The organism is Solibacillus sp., from assembly GCF_040273735.1.
Taxonomy (GTDB): domain Bacteria; phylum Bacillota; class Bacilli; order Bacillales_A; family Planococcaceae; genus Solibacillus.
Window position 1 is genome coordinate 105,205 of the sequence record NZ_JBELZM010000009.1, and the last position, 23,131, is coordinate 128,335.

At 38.1% G+C, this 23,131-nt stretch carries 11 protein-coding genes; 3 read left to right on the forward strand and 8 right to left on the reverse strand.

Features of this window, described 5'->3' with window-relative positions:
* Nucleotides 1-121 precede the first annotated feature (121 nt).
* From ABS917_RS10660 to ABS917_RS10695, 8 genes are all read right to left on the reverse strand, one after another.
* The gene (locus tag ABS917_RS10660) at nucleotides 122-4,162 is read right to left on the reverse strand and encodes a hypothetical protein (RefSeq protein WP_350478952.1); all 4,041 of its coding nucleotides are present in this window, start codon (nucleotides 4,160-4,162) and stop codon (nucleotides 122-124) included.
* A 175-nt stretch (nucleotides 4,163-4,337) separates the two neighbouring features.
* On the reverse strand, nucleotides 4,338-6,914 hold the full coding sequence (locus tag ABS917_RS10665) for an S-layer homology domain-containing protein (protein WP_350478953.1): 2,577 nt from the start codon (nucleotides 6,912-6,914) through the stop codon (nucleotides 4,338-4,340).
* 410 nt (nucleotides 6,915-7,324) lie between these two features.
* Nucleotides 7,325-7,981 carry an S-layer homology domain-containing protein gene (locus ABS917_RS10670; RefSeq protein WP_350478954.1) on the reverse strand — a complete coding sequence of 219 codons (657 nt, stop codon included), beginning with the start codon at nucleotides 7,979-7,981 and terminating at the stop codon, nucleotides 7,325-7,327.
* A 483-nt stretch (nucleotides 7,982-8,464) separates the two neighbouring features.
* Nucleotides 8,465-11,380 carry an S-layer homology domain-containing protein gene (locus ABS917_RS10675; protein ID WP_350478955.1) on the reverse strand — a complete coding sequence of 972 codons (2,916 nt, stop codon included), beginning with the start codon at nucleotides 11,378-11,380 and terminating at the stop codon, nucleotides 8,465-8,467.
* 177 nt (nucleotides 11,381-11,557) lie between these two features.
* Nucleotides 11,558-14,332, reverse strand: coding sequence for an S-layer homology domain-containing protein (locus ABS917_RS10680; protein WP_350478956.1), 2,775 nt, complete (start codon nucleotides 14,330-14,332; stop codon nucleotides 11,558-11,560).
* A gap of 31 nt (nucleotides 14,333-14,363) precedes the next feature.
* Nucleotides 14,364-14,672: a hypothetical protein gene (locus ABS917_RS10685; protein ID WP_350478957.1), complete on the reverse strand. Its 309-nt coding sequence runs from the start codon at nucleotides 14,670-14,672 to the stop codon at nucleotides 14,364-14,366.
* A gap of 53 nt (nucleotides 14,673-14,725) precedes the next feature.
* A complete protein-coding gene (locus ABS917_RS10690; RefSeq protein ID WP_350478958.1) occupies nucleotides 14,726-17,434 on the reverse strand; it encodes an S-layer homology domain-containing protein in 2,709 nt (902 codons plus the stop codon).
* Nucleotides 17,435-17,966: 532 nt separating this feature from the next.
* Nucleotides 17,967-19,151, reverse strand: a complete 1,185-nt coding sequence (locus ABS917_RS10695; protein WP_350478959.1) for a chromate transporter — start codon at nucleotides 19,149-19,151, stop codon at nucleotides 17,967-17,969.
* Between the two features lie 245 nt (nucleotides 19,152-19,396).
* On the opposite strand from ABS917_RS10695, the gene ABS917_RS10700 reads away from it, so the two are divergent.
* The 3 genes from ABS917_RS10700 to ABS917_RS10710 all read left to right on the forward strand — a co-directional run bounded on the left by ABS917_RS10700 (nucleotide 19,397) and on the right by ABS917_RS10710 (nucleotide 23,124).
* Nucleotides 19,397-20,077 carry an amino acid transporter gene (locus ABS917_RS10700; RefSeq protein ID WP_350478960.1) on the forward strand — a complete coding sequence of 227 codons (681 nt, stop codon included), beginning with the start codon at nucleotides 19,397-19,399 and terminating at the stop codon, nucleotides 20,075-20,077.
* Nucleotides 20,077-21,507: an HlyD family secretion protein gene (locus ABS917_RS10705; RefSeq protein WP_350478961.1), complete on the forward strand. Its 1,431-nt coding sequence runs from the start codon at nucleotides 20,077-20,079 to the stop codon at nucleotides 21,505-21,507. The genes ABS917_RS10700 and ABS917_RS10705 overlap by 1 nt, the downstream gene beginning before the upstream one ends.
* A gap of 144 nt (nucleotides 21,508-21,651) precedes the next feature.
* Nucleotides 21,652-23,124, forward strand: a complete 1,473-nt coding sequence (locus ABS917_RS10710; RefSeq protein WP_350478962.1) for an S-layer homology domain-containing protein — start codon at nucleotides 21,652-21,654, stop codon at nucleotides 23,122-23,124.
* The last annotated feature ends 7 nt before the right edge of the window (nucleotides 23,125-23,131 follow it).

Sequence of the window (23,131 nt, forward strand, 5' to 3'; positions counted from 1 at the left end):
TATCTTCTATAAATTTGCGTCTCGCTTTAATCTAATTTTACACTAAAAAAAACCCCAAAAGGTAGATTTCCTATTCTACCTTTTGGGGTACAGTAATTAAATTAAAGCATTTTCAATAAAATTACAACCCTAATTCAAAAATAGCGGCCTGCAGTTTATTATAATTTTTCACTAAAGATTTTTGGTCGATTGTCAGGCGTTCGTACGCTGTTTTCGCTGACTTCGCTCTTGAAGCATATGTCCTTAAAGATGGATCCAGATCCTCTATTTGCTTAATGACACGCTCTGCCGCTTTTAAATCTTTTTCAGCTTGCTGAAGTACAGAGTAGTTCAGTACTTGGCGCTTAGACCCGGAAGGAAGTGCTTTATATGCTGCTACTGCATTTGTAACATCTGTATCAAAACTGCTTGAAGAAGAATTCAATGAGGCAATGATTGACGTTACCTTTTGGACTTCCGTCATATCGAGAACGGCCTCTTGTAATTTGTAATAGTTTGTAACCTTCAGTTTTTCCTCTTCCGACAACTTGTCATATGCCAGCTTAGCGGCTTCCATATTCCCTTGATAATACTTGTCGCTTGGCTTTAGTCCGGCAATCAGTGTATAGACATGAATTACATTGGATAAGTTCGAATATTGGTCCATATTCGTTACGTACTCTTTTTGTTTATCATCCAATTTTTTCAAAGCATTATTGACTGTATTGAATTGACGGCTCAAATCATTTCTTGGATTGCTTAAGCCATCAATTGCTGTAATTGCCGCTTCAATTGGTTTAATGTATTTTTCCTGCTCTTTTAATTCGAATTCAAGTGTCACGCCTTTTTTATTGGCCGAGCTTAACGATTTATAGGCTTCACGCGCTTCTTTTATTTTGGCGATAAATTCATTTGCCGGTGCTGCATTTAATGCACGAATCATCGCGTCTACCTTTGCGCCGCCCTCCACATTCAATTCATGTTCCTGCAATGTCGGTAAATTCGACACTTGTACTGCTAACTCAGCCGGCAGTTCGTTATATAATGCTCTCGCTGCCACCGTCTCTTCGACAAACGTTTTGCTCGATGGTTTAATTGAATTGATCGCATTTACTACATTATAAATTGTCGTAAGATCTCCTAATAACTTTTCGCTGTTGACGAGTAGTGAGCGTTCAGACATTGTCAGTTTTTCATATGCTTTCTCAGCTGATTTAAATTTAGTAACAAATGTACGTGCATTCGATGGATCCAACGCTAAAATATCGGTATCCAATTTTAATACCGGTTTTACACCGCGCTCGCGAGTCGTTAAGTCTTTGTAGTTCGTTACTAAGCGCTGATCTGATTTAGCCAAACTATCATAGCCGTTTCTTGCATCTATCAGTTTTTGAATATAACCTTCCGCAGTAGGAATTGCCGCATCGATTAATGCCACTACCTGCTTGGCGTTTGAAACACCTTGTTCCGCAGTTGCAAGCTTCGAAATATTATGTACGAGTTCCTGCTCCGGAGCAGTCAACGCTGCATATTCAGTGCGAATTGCCGCGACATCCGCTTCATATGTTTTTGAACCGACACGCAGTTTTTCAATACGATTGATTAAATCCGCTACTTTTAAAATATTGCCCAGCTTCGAGCCATAGTTATAAACATCTTGCTTTTGCTTTTCTGTTAGGCGGTCATACGCTTTTTGTGCTGCCGCTACCTTTGATGGATAATTACGGTCTGTATGAACAGGCAGCTTTTCAATTAGATCAATTACTTTCAGTGATGCTTTGTAGTCCCGTTCAAGCTCTGTTAAAACTTTTGAGTTCCTGACATTGCTTTTCGTTGCAGAATCCAATTTTTTGTAAGCTGCCGATACTTCCGCTAAATCGGTGATGAATGCTTCACCGGATTTCGTTTGCAGTGCATCGATTCGGCTTTCCATTGAAAACGAATCTGAAACAATCACTTCATAATCCGTTAATTTTTTCCCGTATTCGGTAAAAAGCCTTAATTGAATGCTTTCTAAATCTGTAATTGGTTCTGCAGGAGCAGTATAGTCTTTTAATATATTTTCAAAATCATTTTGCACTTTTGAAAGACTAACCTTAAATTCTGCTGTCGTCGGGCGAATTGCATCGATTTCCAGCATCAGCTTTGCAAACGGCAAGAGCTCAACTAGTTTATCTCTATTGTAGACAAGCCCTTGCATAGGTTCCGTCAGTTTGGTGAAGGAAGTTTCGGCTGCGGTCGTTTTACGCGTAAAATCTTTTGCCAATACATCAATTTTGCTGATTGCCTGAATTGTATTTAATACTGCCTTGTTCGCCTTTTCAATCTCTGTTAATACTTTAATATTTTTTACTAACCGCTTGCCGTTTGCAGATAATGAATTATATTTTTCACGAGCTGCATCGATTTGCTGCAAATCAACTAATTCAGCATTTTGGAAGACAAGAATGTCAGCATCCAAATTTGCCGCTATCGATAGTTCCTCTTTTTGTAATCGCAAATAGGACATTAAAAATTGATGAAGCTTCTCGACATTTGCTGCTTCTTTTGAAGGAATCGCCTCTTTTAAAGAATCCCAATCGTTTAACTTATTTTCTGCTGATACTAAATCTTCTGCATAAGTTGTGCTCGTGACGTTCAAATTCACTACTTGTTCTGCAATTTTTGCTACCGGTATTAAAGCTTCAAGACGAGCACGGTTTGTGACAAGCTCCTGCTCATTATCCTTAATCTTGGCATACGAAGATTCCGCTGTACGGACTTTTGTGATAAATGAAGTGGCAATTGATCGCTTTTTCGTGTCCGTCAGGTTTTCATCATCCAGATTTGCAAATACATCTGTTTTAATCGCTTCGATTTGTTTATTAATCGTTGCAGCGGTTGCCGTTGATTTTTCCCATGATGTAAGGAGATCTAATAATTCTTTTAATACATATTTGCGCTCATTTGTTGGTAATGAATTGTACGCGGTTCTTGCATCTGCAACGATTGAGCTTTTCTCTTCATATTTTGCTGAATCAATCTTAACTATTTCTATTTCAACTTTTTGTGCTTTTTCAATAAACGCTTGCATTTCAAGCAATTTGTCATAGTTCACTACAAGACGTGTATCCAATGGATCGAGGGCATTATATAGAGTCACTACATTTTCCGCCTCTTCACGGAATTCCTCAGTATTTACAGGTAGCTTAGAAATTCTCGTAATTTCATTTACTACGTTTAATACATTTTTATATGGTTTTAAATCATCCGCGTTTGGTACTAGTTTTTTTTGAATTTCTGTTAATTGTTCATATTCTTTAACAAGTCCATTTACTTTAGAATTAAACGTTGTTGCAGTTGGCGGGTTTTCTACTAAATCTTTAATTTTATCTTCAACCGTTTGTGCCTTTTTAATATCTGCTTCTGCATTTTTTATAATTTGTTCAACACCAGCATTACTTTCTGCCAATTGAACTTTCAATACATTTTTAAATGCAAGATCTGTTATGTCATTAAATGCAGTTCGTGCGTTAGTAACAGCGCTAATAAAGCTTTCCTTACTGAATGACTCCTGAGTGGTGAATGTCGTGATCGGACTAATGTAATTTTCGATAAATTGCTCAATGGCTGTCGTTTGTTCTTCAAAAGATTGCAAATGGCTTAAAGATGCCGCTGTAATGTATTTATCAACGAAATCTGTTTGACCGTTTTCATCGTAGTACAGTAGTGTTTCCAAAAATGTACCTGCATTACCGTTTACAGCATTGCTCAATTCTCTGCCGGCATTCTCCAGATTTCCATTTAGGTTTTCAAGTGCCTCCAGTGCTGCCTGTCTGTCTGCAACTAAGCTTTTATTTGTATTCGTTAATTTTGAAATTAAACTTTTCACTTTTGCTGCATCTTGTTTGAGTTGCGTGTATTTTTCTAAATATGTCAGTTTGGCATCGATCAGCGGCATGATATCCGCAAATGTTTCATTATCTTTATATGTATTGTAAATTGTTCTTTCCTGAGTTAATGTCGCACTTGTGGACTCTTCATTGGCTGCTTTAAAACTGTTCAATAATCCCTCTGCAGTAACTGAAGCTTCGACATTAAACGGAGTCGGTGTTGCACTCGCTTCTGCCTCACCAGCTTGCGCGATGATTGCCGGAGTAATTAAAAGCCCTGCCATTAAACCAACCTTCAAGTTTTTCTTCATCGTTTTATCCCTTCCTTCATGGGTAGTGCTTCAAATATGTTCATAATCCTATGTTAAATATCGGCATATTTTCAAAGTTTGTTAGTAATCTTAGTTCTATTATCTTATTAAGTGGTCAATTTCCAACAAAAAAACTGCCTAAAAAGTTTTTACACTTTCTAGACAGCTTTGCTTATTATAATGCGTCTGTATATAATTTGCCTTCCGGTAAATACTCGGACATGCCGATTTCTTCAAGACCGTTTTTGATTTTGTATGTGTGACCTAAACGGTTTTTCGATAAATAATTCGCTTTTGAAATTAGCATCTCTTCAAACACCGGTAACTGTGATGGATCTACATCTTTCCAGTTTTTATAAGAGTTGATCAAGTCTTCAAGTGTTAAGTGCTGATAATCATCACCCGCAAATTCACCTTTTGGATTCACTCGGTACCAAATATCTCCGTTTGAACGGATCCACTTGTTCTTCTCAATTTGCAATGCACGGCTAATTGATTTTGCCGCTTCCAAATACTTCGGATCCTGGAATTCTTTATATGCCAGCAACAGAACATTCATCCCCCCAAGTACATGGTTCATCGATGCATGTGTTGTCACCTGCTGATTCACAGGGAAATAATCCGAAATATAATAAGCGTCTTTAGCGACATTAATTACATGCCCCGCCTGTTTACGCGATGCTAAAAGATCCGCATAATTACGTAATGGCTCTTTATAGTTCGGCATATTAAACTCTGCGCCGGAATTATAGTAGAATAACGCAATCTGCTCATTGAAGCGTGTATCGATAAACGGTGCAGTAATGCCAAATAAGTTTTTCAAATACGTACTCGTTACTTCTGTCTTCCAGTAGGTCGCGTCGCCTTTAAACTTATTCAAGTTAATGAACGAGTTTTTCACTAAGTTTGCAAAATAACGGTCGCCCTGTTCTTTTAATAAAACAAGTGCGCGGTCTTCTTTTACCAGCAATAGATTACGGCCGAACCCTTGGTAAGATTTCGGCATTGGCTCTGTAGTTGTCGCCATTTTATTGTATGGACCTTCTGCTGTGTACCAGTTGTTACGCTTCTTATAGTTAAGCGCAGTTTCAAGCATCCAGCCATTCATATTTTCATCTGTTTTAAATAAACGCTCATTTGAATTCATATACCATGTGTCGACAATATCGTTGCCATTAGAAACAAGTGTATAGTAGCTGAATAAATCTTCGCCAAGCCATGCTTGTGAATACGCTTCGTACTCAGATTCCAGATCACGCATATAGCTTGTACCGCCAGTATCTTTATAGCTTTGTGTTAATTGCTTTGAACGATAGGCTTTTCCGACCATACGATCTGTTGCCAGCTTTTCGTTCTCCATAATGCGTAATAATCCTGTTGGGTATGATGACGAGTCAAAGCCAAACACATCGGCTGAATTCTTTTCGATCGGGAAACGATCATAGCGGTACAAACGATAATTTGTTACATTCGTTGCTTTCTGGAATAAATCCACAGTCAGCTTTGATTTCCCTTTGTTCGTCAATGTTGTAAATACAAAGTCATCGCCGTTTTCCAATGCGCGAACTGTTACTTTTACTGTTGCGCCTTGGTTTCCGACGGCATAATTATAAACTGTATCCTTTGCAACACCGTAAGTTTCAGTCGTTGTTCCTTTAAATACAATCGTAGCTGTTGAACGAAGATATAATGGATTTGCGTCAGATGTTACTTGTGCAAAGTTCATTTCTTCACGATTGTTTTTAAAATTGCTAGATACTTCCGCAGCTTGTACTTTATATTCGTTTTTCGCAATTTTATCTGTTGCCACGAGCGCACGGTGAAGCATTACCGAGAATGTCACACGGTTAACCGTTGCTTTCGGATCGAAAGTGCCGTCTTCACGTCCTGTTGTAATTCCGTGCTGCGCTAGAATTTTAACATTTTCACGGTGTGACTCACTGATTCTGTTCCAGTCCTTAAATGTCAGTTCTTTACCTGTGTCTTTCAAATCAAATGCACGTACTAAAGTCGTCGCCATCTGTTCACGTGTTAACGCATCCGCTACACCGAAACGTCCATCTGGTTTACCGCCAAAAATACCAGCTTCATATGTAGAAAATACACCTTGTAAAAAACTTGATTTCGTACTTACATCTGAAAATTTGTTTTGATACTTACCGTCCGGCAGCTTTAACGCACCTTTAAACAAGTTCGCTGCCTGACCACGGTTAATATTCAGATTGGGACGGAACTGTGCATCCGGATAACCACCGATTACGCCCATTTCCACAAGCTGCATCACTTCATTTTTTGCCCAGAAACTATCCGGTACATCCGCAAGCTTCTGCTTAACCGTTAATTTCTCGCCCGCTTGTGGCTGATTGGCTGGCTCCTCTGATGACTCGTTTTGTTCTGTATCTGTTGCAGGTTGTTCAGTATTTGCGGGAGAATCTTGCTCTTGTTCTACTGATTCCTCGCTTTTCGGAGATGTTTCTGTTTGTGTTGTTTCTGGCTGAGCAGGTGTTGTCGTCGGCTGTTCAGCTTTTTCGTCCGCAGAAGTAGACTCCGCTTTATTTTCGTCTGTAACTGTCTCCTCTTGAACTACCGGATTATTACCGGAATCCGTAGTTTGAGTCGTAGTAGTGGTTGAATTTTGTACTGTTGGATTTTCAGCTTCAACTGTGCCTTGTACATTTGCATACGTTGCGGTTGGTAGCGCTGTGGATATAAATAGTAGCGAGGCTAACAGTGCTGATTTAATTTTCAACATTCGACAGATTCCCTCCTTTTATTTCAATAACGTATAAATTATACCGAATATCGCCATATATTTCACTGAAATGTACAACTTTTAATAGAATAGTAATATTCAAATTAAGTTTAGCATGCAACTTTTCGTGAAGCGATGGTAATTCTCGCTTCCTTTACTAGGTATTTCTTTATTGGGGAGGTGGGTTCTAGCGTCGGGGATGCAGTTCTACTTTTGCGGGTCATAGTTTCGATAAAAAGATTCTACTCCCAGTCGAGGGGGGGTCCATTTTCGTGTTTAGGATTTTCTCGTTTCTCAGATAAACTTTCTACTTTTTCTATACCTCTTACTTCATTATCTCAATCTCATCACAATTCCCCCAAAAGAAAACACTTGAGCCTATACAAGACTCAAGTGCATATAAAGCTCCATTATTCTACTCCAATTACAATAAAGTCATCAGAAGTTGCTTCAATCGCGTTGAATAAAAATGTCGCTAACTGGGCGCGTGTTAATTTCATATTCGGGCTGAATGTGCTAGCTGTTGTCCCCTTTGTAATTCCGTAATCTACTAATGTTTGGATGTATATCTTCGTTGCAGTATCCGTTAGCTTATTAACATCGGTAAATTTCGTCTTTGTAGTAGTAGATTGCTCCAATTCAAAGCCAATCGTCAACATCTTTGCCAACTGGGAACGTGTCAATGTTGCGTTTGGACGGAATTCATCGCCATAACCGTTCACAATACCTGCTTTATTTAATGCAGAGATGGCTTTATAATATTTGCTTGATGTTGGAACGTCTTTGAAACCTGGATTTGGTGCGGTACTATTTTGCAGATTTAATGCATTCGCTAAATATAATGCCGCATCCCCACGTGTTGCCGATTTACCAGGCTCAAAAGTTTTACTCGTTACGCCTGTAATAATTCCTTCATTATATAAAGATACTATTGCGTTTGAATGGGAATTTGTTTCTTTTACATCGGTAAACGGATTTGTATATGCCTGTACTGAATGACCGCTTACTACAATACTCGAAATAATAAGTACGGCAGTAAGAATTGAGCCATAGAAAAACTTTTTCATTTATTTCAACCCTTCCTCTGAAACTAGTTAGCATAATTATACAATAGTTTATAGTTTTATGTAGACGGTATCTTACAGCAGGCATCTCATAAACCTTTACTAATTTTATTAGAATGATTGTTGAACATATTCGATGATTTCTACATTTTATTAGAACTTTCGCTATTGATATTAGCAATTCCATATATTTAGCAATTGGATTCAACTATATCTAAGCCATAGTACTGCTAATTTATTCGCTCTTAGTATTTTATTAGAACAATTAGCATCTATATTAGAAGTTCCGACTGGCTTATTAGAACTTCGAAAAGGGATATTTGAAATTTAAGAACAGTTATTAGAAGAAAGTAACTTTTTATTAGAAAACGGGCAACTTATTAGAACTTTCACATAATTATTAGAAAATCTACATCTTATATTAGAAGATTTAAAACCTTAAAAAAGGCATATATGCAATCCAGCATATATGCCACTACCTGCAACCTAGTTTGTTCTTAACGTTGGTGATAAAGTGAATGGATGAACTACCGCATTGCCTGCTTCATCAACTACATCCTCAATTCCTTCACCTTGTGTAATTGTAACTGATGTATTAACCGGTTGATTCGATGCTAAAGTAACCGTTACTTTATTGCCTGTTGTCGATCCTGCTACTGATGCAATTCCAACCGATGCTCCTGCAGCATTTACAATTACAAATGAATCTGTATCAAGACCGCTTACGTTTTCGCTAAAAGTAAGCTCGATTTGGTTTGCTGAAATAAATTGAGCTGAATTTAGCATTGGTCGAATGTTTTCCTTTAAATTGACGACTGCCGTTAAGTTCGGCTGTGAGGCAACGGAGTCTTTTGCCTTCACACCAGTAATCGTTAAGTTACGCTCGCCGGATGCTGTTGTTTCATTTGGTGATAACGTCAAGATAACCGTATCTAATGCATCACTTGGAACTTGAGCATTTGTAACTCTTGCATTTGGAATAGAATAATTGCTTGCAACAGATGCGGTAGTTGCGTCCACCACATGGTTAAACTTCAATCGCACTTGATTGTTCGTCAATGTTGAATCCGTCACCGAAGTAGTAACAGTTGGCACAACCAGTACATTGTCATTGTTTGAATAATCCGATGTACGTTGGAAAGAGACTGCTTTATTTGCTGTATTTACTCCATACGCACTGTCTACTTCCGTGAATGATAACGTCACATTATATGTTGCATTAACCGCGTCGCCTGCACCTAGTAAATCGTCCAATTTCACACGTACTACAGCACGATTGCCGTTTTCTCTATACTCTAACGCTGTCGCTGTGCCATTGAATGTATGTGTTACACCGCCTTTAACATAGTTGCCGGAAGCTGTAACACGTGATGCAGTTACCAAATCCACTGGTTTATTGAGCGTAATATTTAAATACTCGAAATTGCCCTCTCTTGTTACTGAAGTTGACGTTACTTCAGGTGCTGCTGTATCAAGCGTAAACGAATGAGTAGTCGTAAATGTATTCGTTTCACCTGAAATATCTGTAATCGTTCTGCCGGATGCTGTGCCAATATTGTATACACCGTTTAAATCATTCGTAGCAGTAATGATAAATGAACGGTCATCACCAGGCACTGCCTCAATTGCCGTAATCGCATTTGCCGAATTCCCTAAACGCAACTCCAGATCACCGACTGCCGGTTTTTGAATTCGTTCCGAGAATGTAAGTCTAAATGTTTTTGGGCCTGTTTGTGAAATGCTCGTTAACGTTGGTTTAACTCCATCAGCCCCGCCCATTGTAAAGCTTGTCGTTAACGGATTTGGTGTACTGAAATTCCCTGCAATATCACGCAGTCCTGCAAATGTTGCAGTAACTGAAGTATTTGCCGCTAATGGCTGACCATTTACCATTGCATTTGATAAATCAAAGTCTGCATACGTAGCACCCGCTTCGATTTCTCCAGTAATACCTGTTACATTCGTGCCGTTCGCCAGTCTGAAGGTAATACTGCTGTTACTAAATGCGCGCAAAGGCTCCGAGAAAGTAACACGAACTGTTTTCGCATCTCGATTTACTGTACTGATTAACGTTGGTGCCACTGTATCCGTACCGAAATTGACAACGTCATCATATGGAGTAACTGTTGTACCGGCATTATTTTTCACATTGTTTACTTTTACAAGATAGCGTCCTGATAAAGCTGCCGCCCCGTTTGTAGAGATTGTCAATGTACGGCCATCTTCACTTAACTGCCCTCTCGAAAGAGTAACGGAATTATTATCTACACCTGATACTGTCACATAATTTGCCAATTGCGCAGATGTTAGGCTGGCAGGCAAGTCGACTCTTTGATTGAATTTCACTTCAATTTGTCCTGCATTAAGCGCTTTCACAGATGCCACTTTCACTTCTGTAACGACATACGTAACTTTCGCCGTATAATCTTTACCGTCAATTTTGAATTCAACCGTTGTTTCCTCATTTTCAGGAAGGTTATTTTCTAAAGTAACTGCATGCTCGGAGTTGTCGCTTAGAGTCACCTTTAATTTATTTGCACCTGTAGCTTCGGCTGATTTTACTGTTAAGGCAACGTTGTATGTGACAGACGTTCCATACTCTTTACCGTTGATTTTAAATTTAACTGGCGTTTCTTTGCCCGCTTCCAAAGGTGTATCCAATTTTACAGTATGTTCCGTGTTATCAGTCAGTGTAACTTTTAAAGTCGAGGCATCAACAACTTCAACCGCTTTCAATCCTTCGCCCGGCACTTCCACTTGAAGCAATTTGTACAGGAATGAAGAGAACTGGCCGCGTGTGGTGTTACCTTTCGGATTGAAGTTCGGTACGCCCGTTACGTTATAGTAATCCAAAACTCTAATTGCAGAGCGCGCCTCCGCTTTCGCTCTGTTATAATCGATGACATCCTCTTTAAAATCCTGATTCATAACATGTCCAAGGAAATCAAAATTATTAATATTCGTATAAGCGCGCACTAAAACAACTGCCATATTTTCACGTGTAATCGGATCTGCCGGTAACAGGTTTCCGTTACTTCCGTTAAACACACCGTTATCTTTTACTAATGCCGCGTATTGCAATAGCTCGTCCTGTGAAGTGCTGCGCAAGTCTGAAAAGCGCATTTTTGTTTTATAATCTGAAGGAATTTTATAACCTTGTGATACTAAGTATTTACCTAATAGTTTTACAACATCCGAACGTGTCAGTGTACGATTCGGTTTAAATGTACCATCAGGATATCCTGAAATGATGCCTTGGTTTACTAGAGAATCAATCGCACGCTCATGAGTATTTCCTGCTGTGTCCGAAAAACTGGCCGCACTTGCCGCCGGAACAATTGCTGAAGCTACTAATGTCGCAGTAGCTGCCGTCGTCAAAAACTTCTTATACTTTTTCTGCATCTTTATTAACCTCCTAGTTTGTAAAACAATGAAATATATTGCATCTTCTTCAAACTTGCTTACAACCTTTCCAATTCCACAAATTATTTGAATATAAACATAATTCCGTTAAAATAACCAGAAAGTATTATAAAGATATAAAAAAGCATATCTATCGAAATAGATATGCTCCAAAAATTAGTAATTAATATTCGTAGGAACGGTAAACTGAATCGGTGAAAGAACAAGTTTATTATTTGCCAGATCACTAACTGTTGATGTGCCAGTTTGGGAAACAGTGACAACTTGGTTTGCTTTTAACGGTTGGGCTAAGCGGATTGCCACTTGTTCATTGTTACTACCTGTCGTATATACTTGTGAAATCGGCACTGCTAAATCGCCCACTTTTACTTCAAATGAATGATTCAATACATTTTTCACTGCTTCATTAAATGAAAGAGTGATTGTATCGGTTCCTGTAATATTATGATAAACATATTGCGGTGCGATATTTTCATTTAAATAAACCAGCTCAGTTTTAGGTTCCATTGTGACGATTGAATTTAATGCCCGTAAATTGCTGATTGTTAAATTCGTGCCGCGAGGGAAGCTAATATCCCCTTCCTTGATTGTTAAATATACTTTATGCGGCTCATTATGATTCACGACTGCACGCTGAATTGTCAAACCTTCCAAAACATAGTTCTGCAGGTTCGATGCCGTAACACCGTCCACATATGTCGAGAACGTAATCACAATCGTTTTATTATCAATTACCGTACCCTGTCTAGCATTATAGGAAGTTTCCACACTTAAAACGGAAAGCTTTTCTTCATTTTGTGCAAAATCCGAACCACGTACAAAATTCACTTGGTAGGCAGGATTTACCGCCTGTCCATACTCACTAGTAACACCTGTAAACGTAGCACCAACTGAATATGTGTAGCCAGAATTTGATGTCAGCCCTGTTAATGTACTTAGGCGGACTCGGATTGTTTTGTCGTTTGTTGCTGATTTTTCAAGCTGCCCTACTAAAGAATTTGCTAATGGATACGTATATCCATTTGAAATATAGCTGCCTGATAGTGTCACTTGTGCAAAGGCCGCTGTTTCTACATTACGATCAAACGTAAACTCTAAATATTCGATTCCTTTATCTTTTACAACATTAGTACTGACAACAGACGGGACAGTTGTATCAGCTACAAAGTTGTAAGCTGTGGAAAATACATTCACTTCTCCGGAAACATCTGTAATATAGCGTCCAGGTGTCGTTGAAATAGTTGTATATCCGTTTAATGAACCATTCGTCGTAACAACATAGGAATTGGCCTCCTCTTTATCTTTAACAATACTAGTAATTCCCGGTGAATACGTATTTTGAGCAATGGTAATATCTGCGGGTACAATTGCGCGAACTTCCTCAGAAAATGTTAACTTGAACTTTTTTGCACCTAGTTGCGTAACATTTGTTAACGTTGGTACAACCCCATCTTTATCCCCTTTTGTAATATACGTAGTTAACGGGTTTGGTGAAGATAGGTTATTCGAAATATCAATAATTGTTCCAAATGTGACAGAAATTGCTGTGCCTGGCGCTAAAATTTGCCCTTTTGCAGTCGCCGCCGATAAATCATAAATAACTTCTGTAGCGTTTTTTTCAATTGTTCCTTGAATACCTGACACTACCGTACCATTTGCTAATTTAAATTGAGTAACCCCAATAGGATTTGTTACCGGTTCTGTAAAAACCACTTTTACTTTAGTAGCCGAAACATTTTCTACCTTTAAAACGCCCGGTGCTGTTTTATCAGGTACGAATGTTGCAATATCATCATATTTAATAAGCTTTTTTGATGTTGCCGATTCAATGCCATCCACAACGACACGGTAACGTCCTTCTAATCCAGTTGTCGCATTAATTGTCACCGTCAATGTGCGCTTATCTTCACTTAATTGGCCTTTTGACAATTGTACTTGTCCGAGACGATCAACACCTGTAACGGCCACTAACTTATTAATTGCAGCCGTATTTAACTCTGCCCCAAGTTTAACAGGCTGATTGAATGTAATCTCTACTTGCCCACCATTTGGATTTGTTATAGAAGAAATTTTCAGATCAGGTACTTCGAATTTCACTTTTGTAGTAAATGTTTGTTCGTTAACATCAAAAGTAACTTCAGTATCCACATTTTCCACTAACGGCGTTTTTAATGTAACAATATACGCCTTATCATCAGAAAGCGTAATACGCAGTTTGTCTGCTGATTGTACTTCTACTTTTTTAATTGTTAAAGCCGGCTTTTCCGGTTCAGGCTTAGGTACTTCGATTTGCAGCATATTGTACAGGAATGTAGCGAATTGACCACGCTTTGTCGGATCTTTCGGATTGAATGTTTTCTGTTTTGTCACACCGTAATAAGCCATTGTTTCTATTGATTCCTGATGTTCCACAGTTGTTCGATTTAAATCACTAATATTCGATTTATATTCTGTTTCTTTCATTGTTTCCACATAATCGAAATCATTGATGACTTTAAATGCGCGCACTAAAACAGTTGCCATCTGGTCACGGCGTAACTGGTCACGGTGCATAAGTGCCCCATTACTTCCTTGGAAAACACCAACATCCTTTACTAATGCCGCATACTGCAACAATTCATCCTGAGATTTCGCAGTTAAATCTGTAAAGCGCATTTTCGTTTTATAATCTTTCGGAACCTCATGCCCCAATGAAACTAAATATTTCCCCAGTAGTTTTACAACATCTGAACGCGTCAGGTTTTGATTCGGCTTGAATGTGCCATCCGGATAACCTCCGATAATGCCCTGCTCCGATAATGAAGTAATCGCATTCTCATGACCACTGCCTTTAATGTCAGAAAACGATGCCGCACTTGCTACAGGAACAATAGCCGTTGCTGCTAGAACAGCTGCTGTTGCAGATGCTAGAAATTTAGTATGAACTTTCATATGTAACGCCTCCAATTTCTATTCTCTTATTTTATATATGTAGAAACTTTATTTGATTATGACTAACTTCAGCGATTACTAAATTTGTACTGTCTGAATAAATAGTTTGATCCTTATCTATAAAAGCTAATTCCTCAACTATTACTTCTTCATATTTCCAATTTCTAAATAACGATAATACTTCCTTACAATGAATTTCAAGGATATTCATTTTTGTTTGAAAAAAGCCTTGAACATCTAATAGAAGTCCATTTATTTTCAATTGACTAAAAAAATGCATAAAAATCCCTCCATAGTAAATATTGTATAGAATTTTATAGGGATTTACAAATTTTCTCACAAAAAAAGCTCCCTCTATTAAAATAGAGGGAGCTAAAATCGAAATTACTAATATTACTTAGCTTTTACTTCGATGTTTAATTTTTGAGCGTTTTTACGTTCGCCTTTATCTGTAACAGATGCGTTATCGATTACTTTTACAGCAACAGTATCAACTAATGAGAAGTTAATTGGTGCAGAAAGAGTTACACGTAATGTGTTTTCTTTACCAGCTACTACAGCAGCATTTGATAATGCTACAGTTGAAACTTGACCATCAACGATTAATGAGAAGTCAGAAGCGAATGTACCGCCAAATTGAACTGCTTCATTATAAGTTAATTCAATAGTTTCATTATCAACAATTACAGCAGAAGTTAATTCTGGTGCTTTTGTATCTTGTACAGCAATTGTTTGCTCGTAAGCTTTAACAGTTTTATTACCTGCTAAGTTTTGAACGTTTGATACTTTCATTACAGCTGTTTTATTATCAGCAGTGATTGTACCTTCAGCTAATTTAATTGTTGCTACTTTGTTATCGGCAGAGATAGTAATAGTTGCACCAGTTAATGCTTTACCATCTAATGTGTAGTTAGCTAAATCAGTTGCAGAACCTGCTACCGCGCCACCTTTAACTGCTTCTGGGAATGTAACTTTAATAGTATCAGCAGTAGTTGTATCAAATGCACCTGCAGCCATTTCAAATTCAGTTGAAGTTTTAGCAGTACCGAAATCAAATGTCATGTTGAATGCATCAGCTTTGTTAGCAGCTAATGATAAGTCTGTAACTAAATCTTTGTTGAAAGTTACAGCTAATTTACCTTCAACTAATACAGGAGTAGCAAATTTGAATGATACTTTCTTAGAACCTTTTTCAACTGAACCAGTTAATGTATCTAATGTAGAGTCTACTTTACCTTCTGCGTTTACTACAGTTGCGATATCACCGAAGTTGATACCAGTTTTAGCAGATAATGCTTCGTTGAATTCTACAACGATTTCTTCTACTTTACCATCTTCATCAACAATGATGTCATAGCCAGTTGCTACTGGTTTAACAGCGTCTTTTGTTAATGTAACAGATTTTGTAGTAGCAGCAAACTTGTTACCTAAAGCGTCAGTCATTGTACCGCCTAATACTACTGTAAAAGTACGTGAATCTTTGTTAGCAAAGATTGTGTTGTCTTTTAATTCTACTAAGAATTGTTTGTTGTCAGATTTTTCAACAACAGTTGCAGTATCACTTGTTACAGCACCTAGTAACTCATCTTTAACAATACCGTTAACTAATGCAGCTTTTACAGAAGCAACGTTCATTGATTTATCGAAAGTTACTAAAATAGTGTTGTCGCCAGCAGCTTCGATTGTAGCTGTTGGTGCTACAGTGTCTACAGATACTTCAAATGTTTTTGAAGCTTTAACTGATTTGTTACCAGCTTTATCTTCAACGTTGAATAATTCAACAGTGTGAGATTTACCAGCTTCAACTGTAACGCCTTCTAAAGTAACAGTTTTGCCGTCAACTTTAATGTTTCCAGATGCTACATCTACACCGTTAATTTTTGCAGATCCAATAGTTGCTTTTTCAGATAATGTAACTACTACTGTATCAGTAGCTTTACCTTTTGTTGTTGCTTTTACAGAAGCAATCGTTGGAGCAACTTCATCTTTATAAGTAACTACAGATACATATTTAGCAGTTTTCACTAAACGATCTTTAGCAGTACGGATTGGCTCTACTACTACAGCAGCATCTTTAACGTTGATTGCTGTTGCAGAGTTTAACGTTAATGTTTTGCCATCTTCAGATAATGTAGCTGTATCTAAAGTTGTGCCTTGGATTGACACTTTGTTATTAATATCAGATTTTAATACTGCTTCGCTGAATTTAACTTCAACAGTTACGCCGTCAACAATGTTAACTGACATTACTTTTGGAGCTTCAACTTTGAAAGTTACTGTAGCAGTATACTCTTTACCGTCGATTGTGAAAGTTACTTTAGTTGCTTCGTTAGCTTCTAAAGCTTTTTCTAATTCAACTACATGAGTAGAATTATCAGATAAAGTAACATTTAAAGTTTTAGCATCTACAGCTACTGCTTCTTTAACAGTTAACTCAACTGCTGTGTTGATAGTTTTGTTTAAGAATGAAGCGAACTGACCACGAGTTACTGTGTTTTTAGGGTTGAAGTTTTCAACTACAGTAATACCTAAGTCACGTAAAGCTTGGATTGCTTCACGAGCTTCTGCTTTAGCTGTTGCTAAGTCAGCAACTTTAACGTCTTCGATTTCAGTAGCTAATTCTACTAAAGTAGTATCGTTGATTGCTTTGAAAGCACGGTCTAAAACTAGAGCCATGTTTTCACGAGTGATTTTGCCAGATGCGTTTAATGCACCGTTAGAACCGTTGAATACACCAGTATCAGCTACTAATGCAGCATATTTTACTAATTCTTGGTCTTTAGCATCAACAGCTACATCATTGAAACGAGCTTTTGTTGCGTAGTCAGCTGGGATTTCGAAACCTTGAGCTTCTACCCATTTACCTAACATTTTTACAACTTGGCCGCGAGTTAGTTCTTGGTTTGGTTTGAATGTGCCGTCTGGGTATCCTTGGATAATGCCAGCATCAACTAATGCATTGATGTTCACAGCATGTGAGTTTGTGTCAGCAACGTCTGAGAATCCAGCAGCAGAAGCTACAGGAACGATTGCAGATGCTACAAGAGTAGCTGTAGCAGCAGCTGCTACGAATTTAGTATATTTCTTAGGTTGGTTAGCCATAGAATGATTTCCTCCAATAAAAACAATTTTTTATCATTTTAACAAATGTTGTCTCGTATATTACGATAACATTAATAAGTATATTAGTAAGATTTTTTTATGTCAATGCTATTTTAGGAAAAATAAAGTAAACCAACTAATACCAGTAATATCAATACTTTAATTATCAGAACTTTAAGTAATATTATTTGGTAATTATTATTTTACATGGTAATAATTAGTTTTATAATATAATTTTCATATTCTCATAATATTGTAAATCAACATAAAAATGATATATTCATGATTCCCTTATTAGTATATTAATTACAAATATAGAACTCTAATCCCATTAAAATTATATGTCACTAATTCATCTTTTTAAGAAAGTAGAATGTATGCGCCGAAATATAGACTGTTAGTGAGGCAATGTAGAACATTCGCTGAAGAATTAGAAAGTTTCCTACAATAAATTGAACAAAACACATATAAAGTAGATACCACATAAAAAAAAGAAAAAGCTATCTCTGACGCTAAAGATAGCTTCCTCTTTCTATAAAAGTACCAATCCAGTTACCGCCCCGGTAACAACGACAATCCAAGGCGGCATTTTCCAGTAAGCAAGCATGCTGAATAACACTACGGCCAACGCAAAATCATTCGCCTCCAAGATTGAACTAGTCCAGATTGGAGAATACAATGCGGCAATTAAAATACCGATAACAGCGGCATTCATACCCATGATGGCACCTGTAATTTTCGGATGGTTGCGTAGTTGATCCCAAAACGGCAGTGCCCCGACCACTAAAAGAAACGCCGGTAAAAATATTGCAACTGTCGCGACTACTCCACCTTGCCAGCCATTCATGACCGTACCTAAATAAGCGGCAAATGTAAAGAGAGGTCCCGGTACTGCCTGTGTAACACCATATCCCGCTAAAAACGCTTCTTCACTCATCCAGCCTGTTGGGACAAATTCTTTTTCCAGTAATGGCAGCACGACATGTCCCCCACCAAAAACAAAAGAACCAGAGCGGTAAAAGCTATCAAACATTGCTACCCAATAAGAACCTGTCATCTCTTTCAACAAAGGCAAAGCTACCAGTAAGCCGGCAAACACAAGAAGGCAAATCGCTCCAATCTGTTTCGAAACCGGAAAACGCGACTGAGCTTCTGTACCATCATTGTCTCGTTTCAGCAAAAGATACCCTATTACTGCGGCAAAAATAATAACCGCTACTTGACTAAAGGCTGTTTGCCATAGAGTCGTCACAAGTAATGCCACGATTGCAATGGCCTTTCTTTTCAAATCGGGTGTCAGACTTTTAGCCATTCCGATAATTGCATGTGCAACGATGGCCACTGCCACAATCTTCAATCCATGAATCCATCCGGCATTACCAACATCAAAACCCGTCATAAGTAATGCGAATGCGATAAGCACCGCTACTGATGGAAATGTAAATCCAATAAAAGATGTAATGCCCCCTACTATACCAGCGCGCATAATTCCAATGCCGATTCCCACTTGGCTGCTCGAAGGACCAGGAAGAAACTGGCATAGCGCTACTAAATCGGCATAGCTTTTTTCATCCATCCACTTTCTTCTTCGTACATATTCTTCGTGGAAATAACCTAGATGAGCAGTTGGTCCGCCAAAGGATGTCAGCCCTAAACGTGTTGAAACCAAAAATATTTCGATAAGTGATCTGATTCGATTTTGCTTTGTTGAATTCATCGCCAGCTAACTCCTTAAGACTATTTTTGAAATGTAACCATCTATATTTTCTTTCTGCCTTTCCTAAAAATAGCATTTCTCTCTTAATTCACATAGTCTCTACCTCAAAATTTACATACTTTTTACACTTACTTTGCAATAAGGATTATAATGAAACTAGATTTCTATTACACTGTTAATATATGTGTTATTTTCTTCAAGTTAGGGTATTAAGCATATGTTAATAAAATTATTGAGGTGAATTTATGTTCGAGTACAAGTTTTGGCATCATCTTTCACACCCATCGCAACTCATACATAACATTGAACGTAGCGAAGATCAAAGGCTTAGAGGGTATCGGAGAGTTTTGCTGGCTATTTTTGGTTTCACATTGCTGTTTTTTATCATCCGCAACTTCTGGGGGATGAATACAACCGATTTAACGGCACTACTTGTAAATGGTGAAGGAGATTTATATAGTTTTGCCAGACTGATGTCTTTAATCGGTGCGATTCTAGCCGGTATATTATTTTTTATCATTCATTATTACATCATTACATATTTGATTCATTTACTGACAAATATTGATTATGGATGGATTCGAAAAATACAGCTTTACGTCATCTTCTTCATTGTCCTTGAAAAATTACTGACGGTGATCATTTTTGCAATTGCAGGATATTCTACACAGTTCACCATGTTTTCACTGGCACCTATGATGGCCTACGTATATTATCATGACTACTTACTGTTCTTCCTGAACCAATTAACAGTTGCATCGATAATTGCGGTATGGATTCAATACATATTTTTATCGAATTGGACAGATCGACCGAAAGCGTTGCTGTTTAAGTTAACACTTATTCAAATTGTATTGGCCTCGCTTGTTGCGCTGTATAGCATTCTTCCTGTTTTAACTTGGATCGAAGGGTGGCTTGGTCTGTAATGCGTATGACGAAAAAAGTGAAGGTTTTTAGCGCAGTTGCCTTATTGTTCGTTTTAGTGAATGGTTATTTACTATTAAAAGACAACGATATTATTATGAAAAACTACTATATTAACAATGTGCAGTTTGCCGTAGCCGATTATCATGAAAAAGTTCTGGAAACGGATGCCGTTGTTGCGGCGAAGCAGGAGCATTTCATCGCAGCTCCTGTACAATCAATTAGTGAAGTACTTGTTACACAAGGACAAAGTGTAAGCCTATTAACGGAGCTGGCCATTTATAAACCGGAAGAAGCCGAACGTGAACTTACGCGTCTTGAGACAGATCGCGATGCGTATGAAAACGAACTGTCTGAATTAGAAAGAATTGTTTCGGATCTGCAATACGAAAATAACAATTCCTCACCGAGCACTGCAACCGATTCGACAACACTTGGTGACAACGATATCTGGAATATTAATTTAACGCTGGAGCTTGGCATTGAACAAAATACGCCAACAGCAGAAGGCATTGCGATTATTGAGCGTTCCATTGCGGAAACTGAACGCCAAATCAGCATTTTGGATAGTATGATTTCCCAGTTAAATAATAATAATTCCTTAACGACACCAGTTGACGGAATCATTAAGGATATCGTTCTTGAGGGCGATTCGATTATCTTCCAAATTCAATCACTAGAAAAGAAGTTTGTCGCATATGTGAAACATGAAGACTGGAAAGAAATCGAAATTGGTCAAAAGGCTTCAGTAGTATTGAATGAGGGCAAAGAGGACGAACTGATCATTGATGGAGACGTACTGGAGAAGCAGCAAATCCCAGCTCGTGATTCCATTGCATTTAATGAAATGAAAAAGAACGATAAAGTAAAGCCGGATGATACGGTCTATGAAGTTAGCATCGAACCAACTGACTTGTTAACGGAAACACCGATTGGAATACTTGCCGATGCGACAATTACGACATTTGAAGTAAATGACAGTTTCCAAGTAGATGAGGATTGGCTTGTAAAATATGATCAAGACAATCCACAAAACCTTATTTATACAGTAGGCGACGATGGAAAAACTAGATTAGAACCGGTTGACCTTCTGTTCAAGCATAAAGCTGAAATTAAGCAAGAAGAGTTCATGTATGGCGAACCAATTGAGGAAAACGTCGTTGAAGAAGCTATTGATGAGGAGGCCGTCGTTACTGAACCGCGCATCCAAACTGTTGAACTTGAAGATTCAAATAAAGAGGACGCTGCGAAAGACAAAGATTTAGAGGACACGGCGGTATTTACAGCTCCAATCGCACCACAGCAGATATTCATTGACGGCGATGAAAAAAATCTTTTCGCCCCTACATTCCGACCTTACCCAATACGTACGTTTGAATGGACATATGTTGATGCGACATGGAAAGATGCACTATGGTATTTGATTAAATAAAATATGAAACGGCGGGAACATGCTCTTCTTTCCCGCCGTTTTATTATATATACATAACACCGTGTTTTGTTGCCTTTCTGTACGGGTATAGACAAAAAAATAAAGGACACGGAAAATAGAGTTTTAATAAAGGAGTCGAAACGAATGAAAAAGATCACAAAAAGTTTCATAGCCTCTACTTTGTTCGCATCCGCATTATTTGTAGCGAGTGATGACGTTTTTGCGAAAAAGACTTTTTATGATGTAGAAAATAGCCGAAATTCCCATACGGAAGCCATCCAATATTTAAATAACTTAAATGTGTATGATTATAAATCAGGCAATCAATTCAATTTCAGCAAACCTGTTTCACGGGCAGAAGCATCGAAAATTCTCCAAACGATTCTTTCAAGTGATTCGGCCCTGGCCATTCCTAAAGTACGTTCTTATAACGGGAAGTTTAAAGATGTAACAAATTCAACTCCTTTTGCACAGGAGATTATTTGGGCTTATGAATCAGGCATTTTTGATGGGGACGAATATGGCAATTTCAATCCGGACCAGCCTGTAAAGCGCTCGCATCTATCCAAGATTTTAGTAGAAAGCTTGAAACTGAACGGCGGTACGACGGTCAGCTTTAAAGATGTCTCAAAATCCAGCTGGTACTATGACTATGTAAACATTTTGGCGAGTCACGGAATTACGACCGGCAATGAAAAAAATCAGTTTTTACCGAATAATAATGTCACAAGTGCACAAATGGCAACATTTTTATATCGGGCACTGAGTTTTAAAACGACCGGTCAAGTAATCAGCGAACCAGCGCCTCCTACTGCTGAAAAACCTGAATCTGCTACAGCAACGTACAATAGTGAGTATGACTTTGCGTGGAAGCAAACAGGAAAAAATCTGGAGTTTGAATTAGAAGGTGTCGATAACAATAAGATTGTTGCACGATATATGACAAAACAAGGAAAAAGCTTCTTTGGTGCACAGGACCTGCAAATCGGCATAAATAATGCAAGCGACGTAAAAGCGAAGTACGGTACAAAAAATGCAAATGTACGCCGCGGAAATGTCATTTACAATACGCAAGCTTCCAGTGAATATAATTTCTATTTAATAGATGACTATTACGTAACATTTTTCTATGATATTCATAAAGAGAATGTCATTCGCTCAATCCTTTATGTCCATAAAGACTATGAAGTAAACAAAGATGGCTATTACGGAGATATATCGGATACGCAAAAGCATTCCGAACAGCTGATGGTCGAACTTATGAATCAGGCACGTGCTGCTGAAGGTGTTGATCCGCTTACACATTCACCGCAATGGGCAGCGATTGCTCGTAAGCATAGTAAAGATATGATCGATAACAACTATTTCTCTCACACAAGTCTTTCAGGAGCAAAACCAAAGGACAGGATGATCAGCGGAGGGATGAGTGAAGCCGAGCTGAGAACTTGGGGCGAAAATATTTCGTATGGTCACTACAATGTCATTTATGCACACGAAGGCTTTATGAATAGTAAAGGGCACCGAGAAAATTTATTGCAGCCTGCCTATAAAAATGCGATTGTAGGCTTGGAGTACAGCAGCAATAAGAGTCCCTACTTTACGATTAATTTCTATTAAACTAATA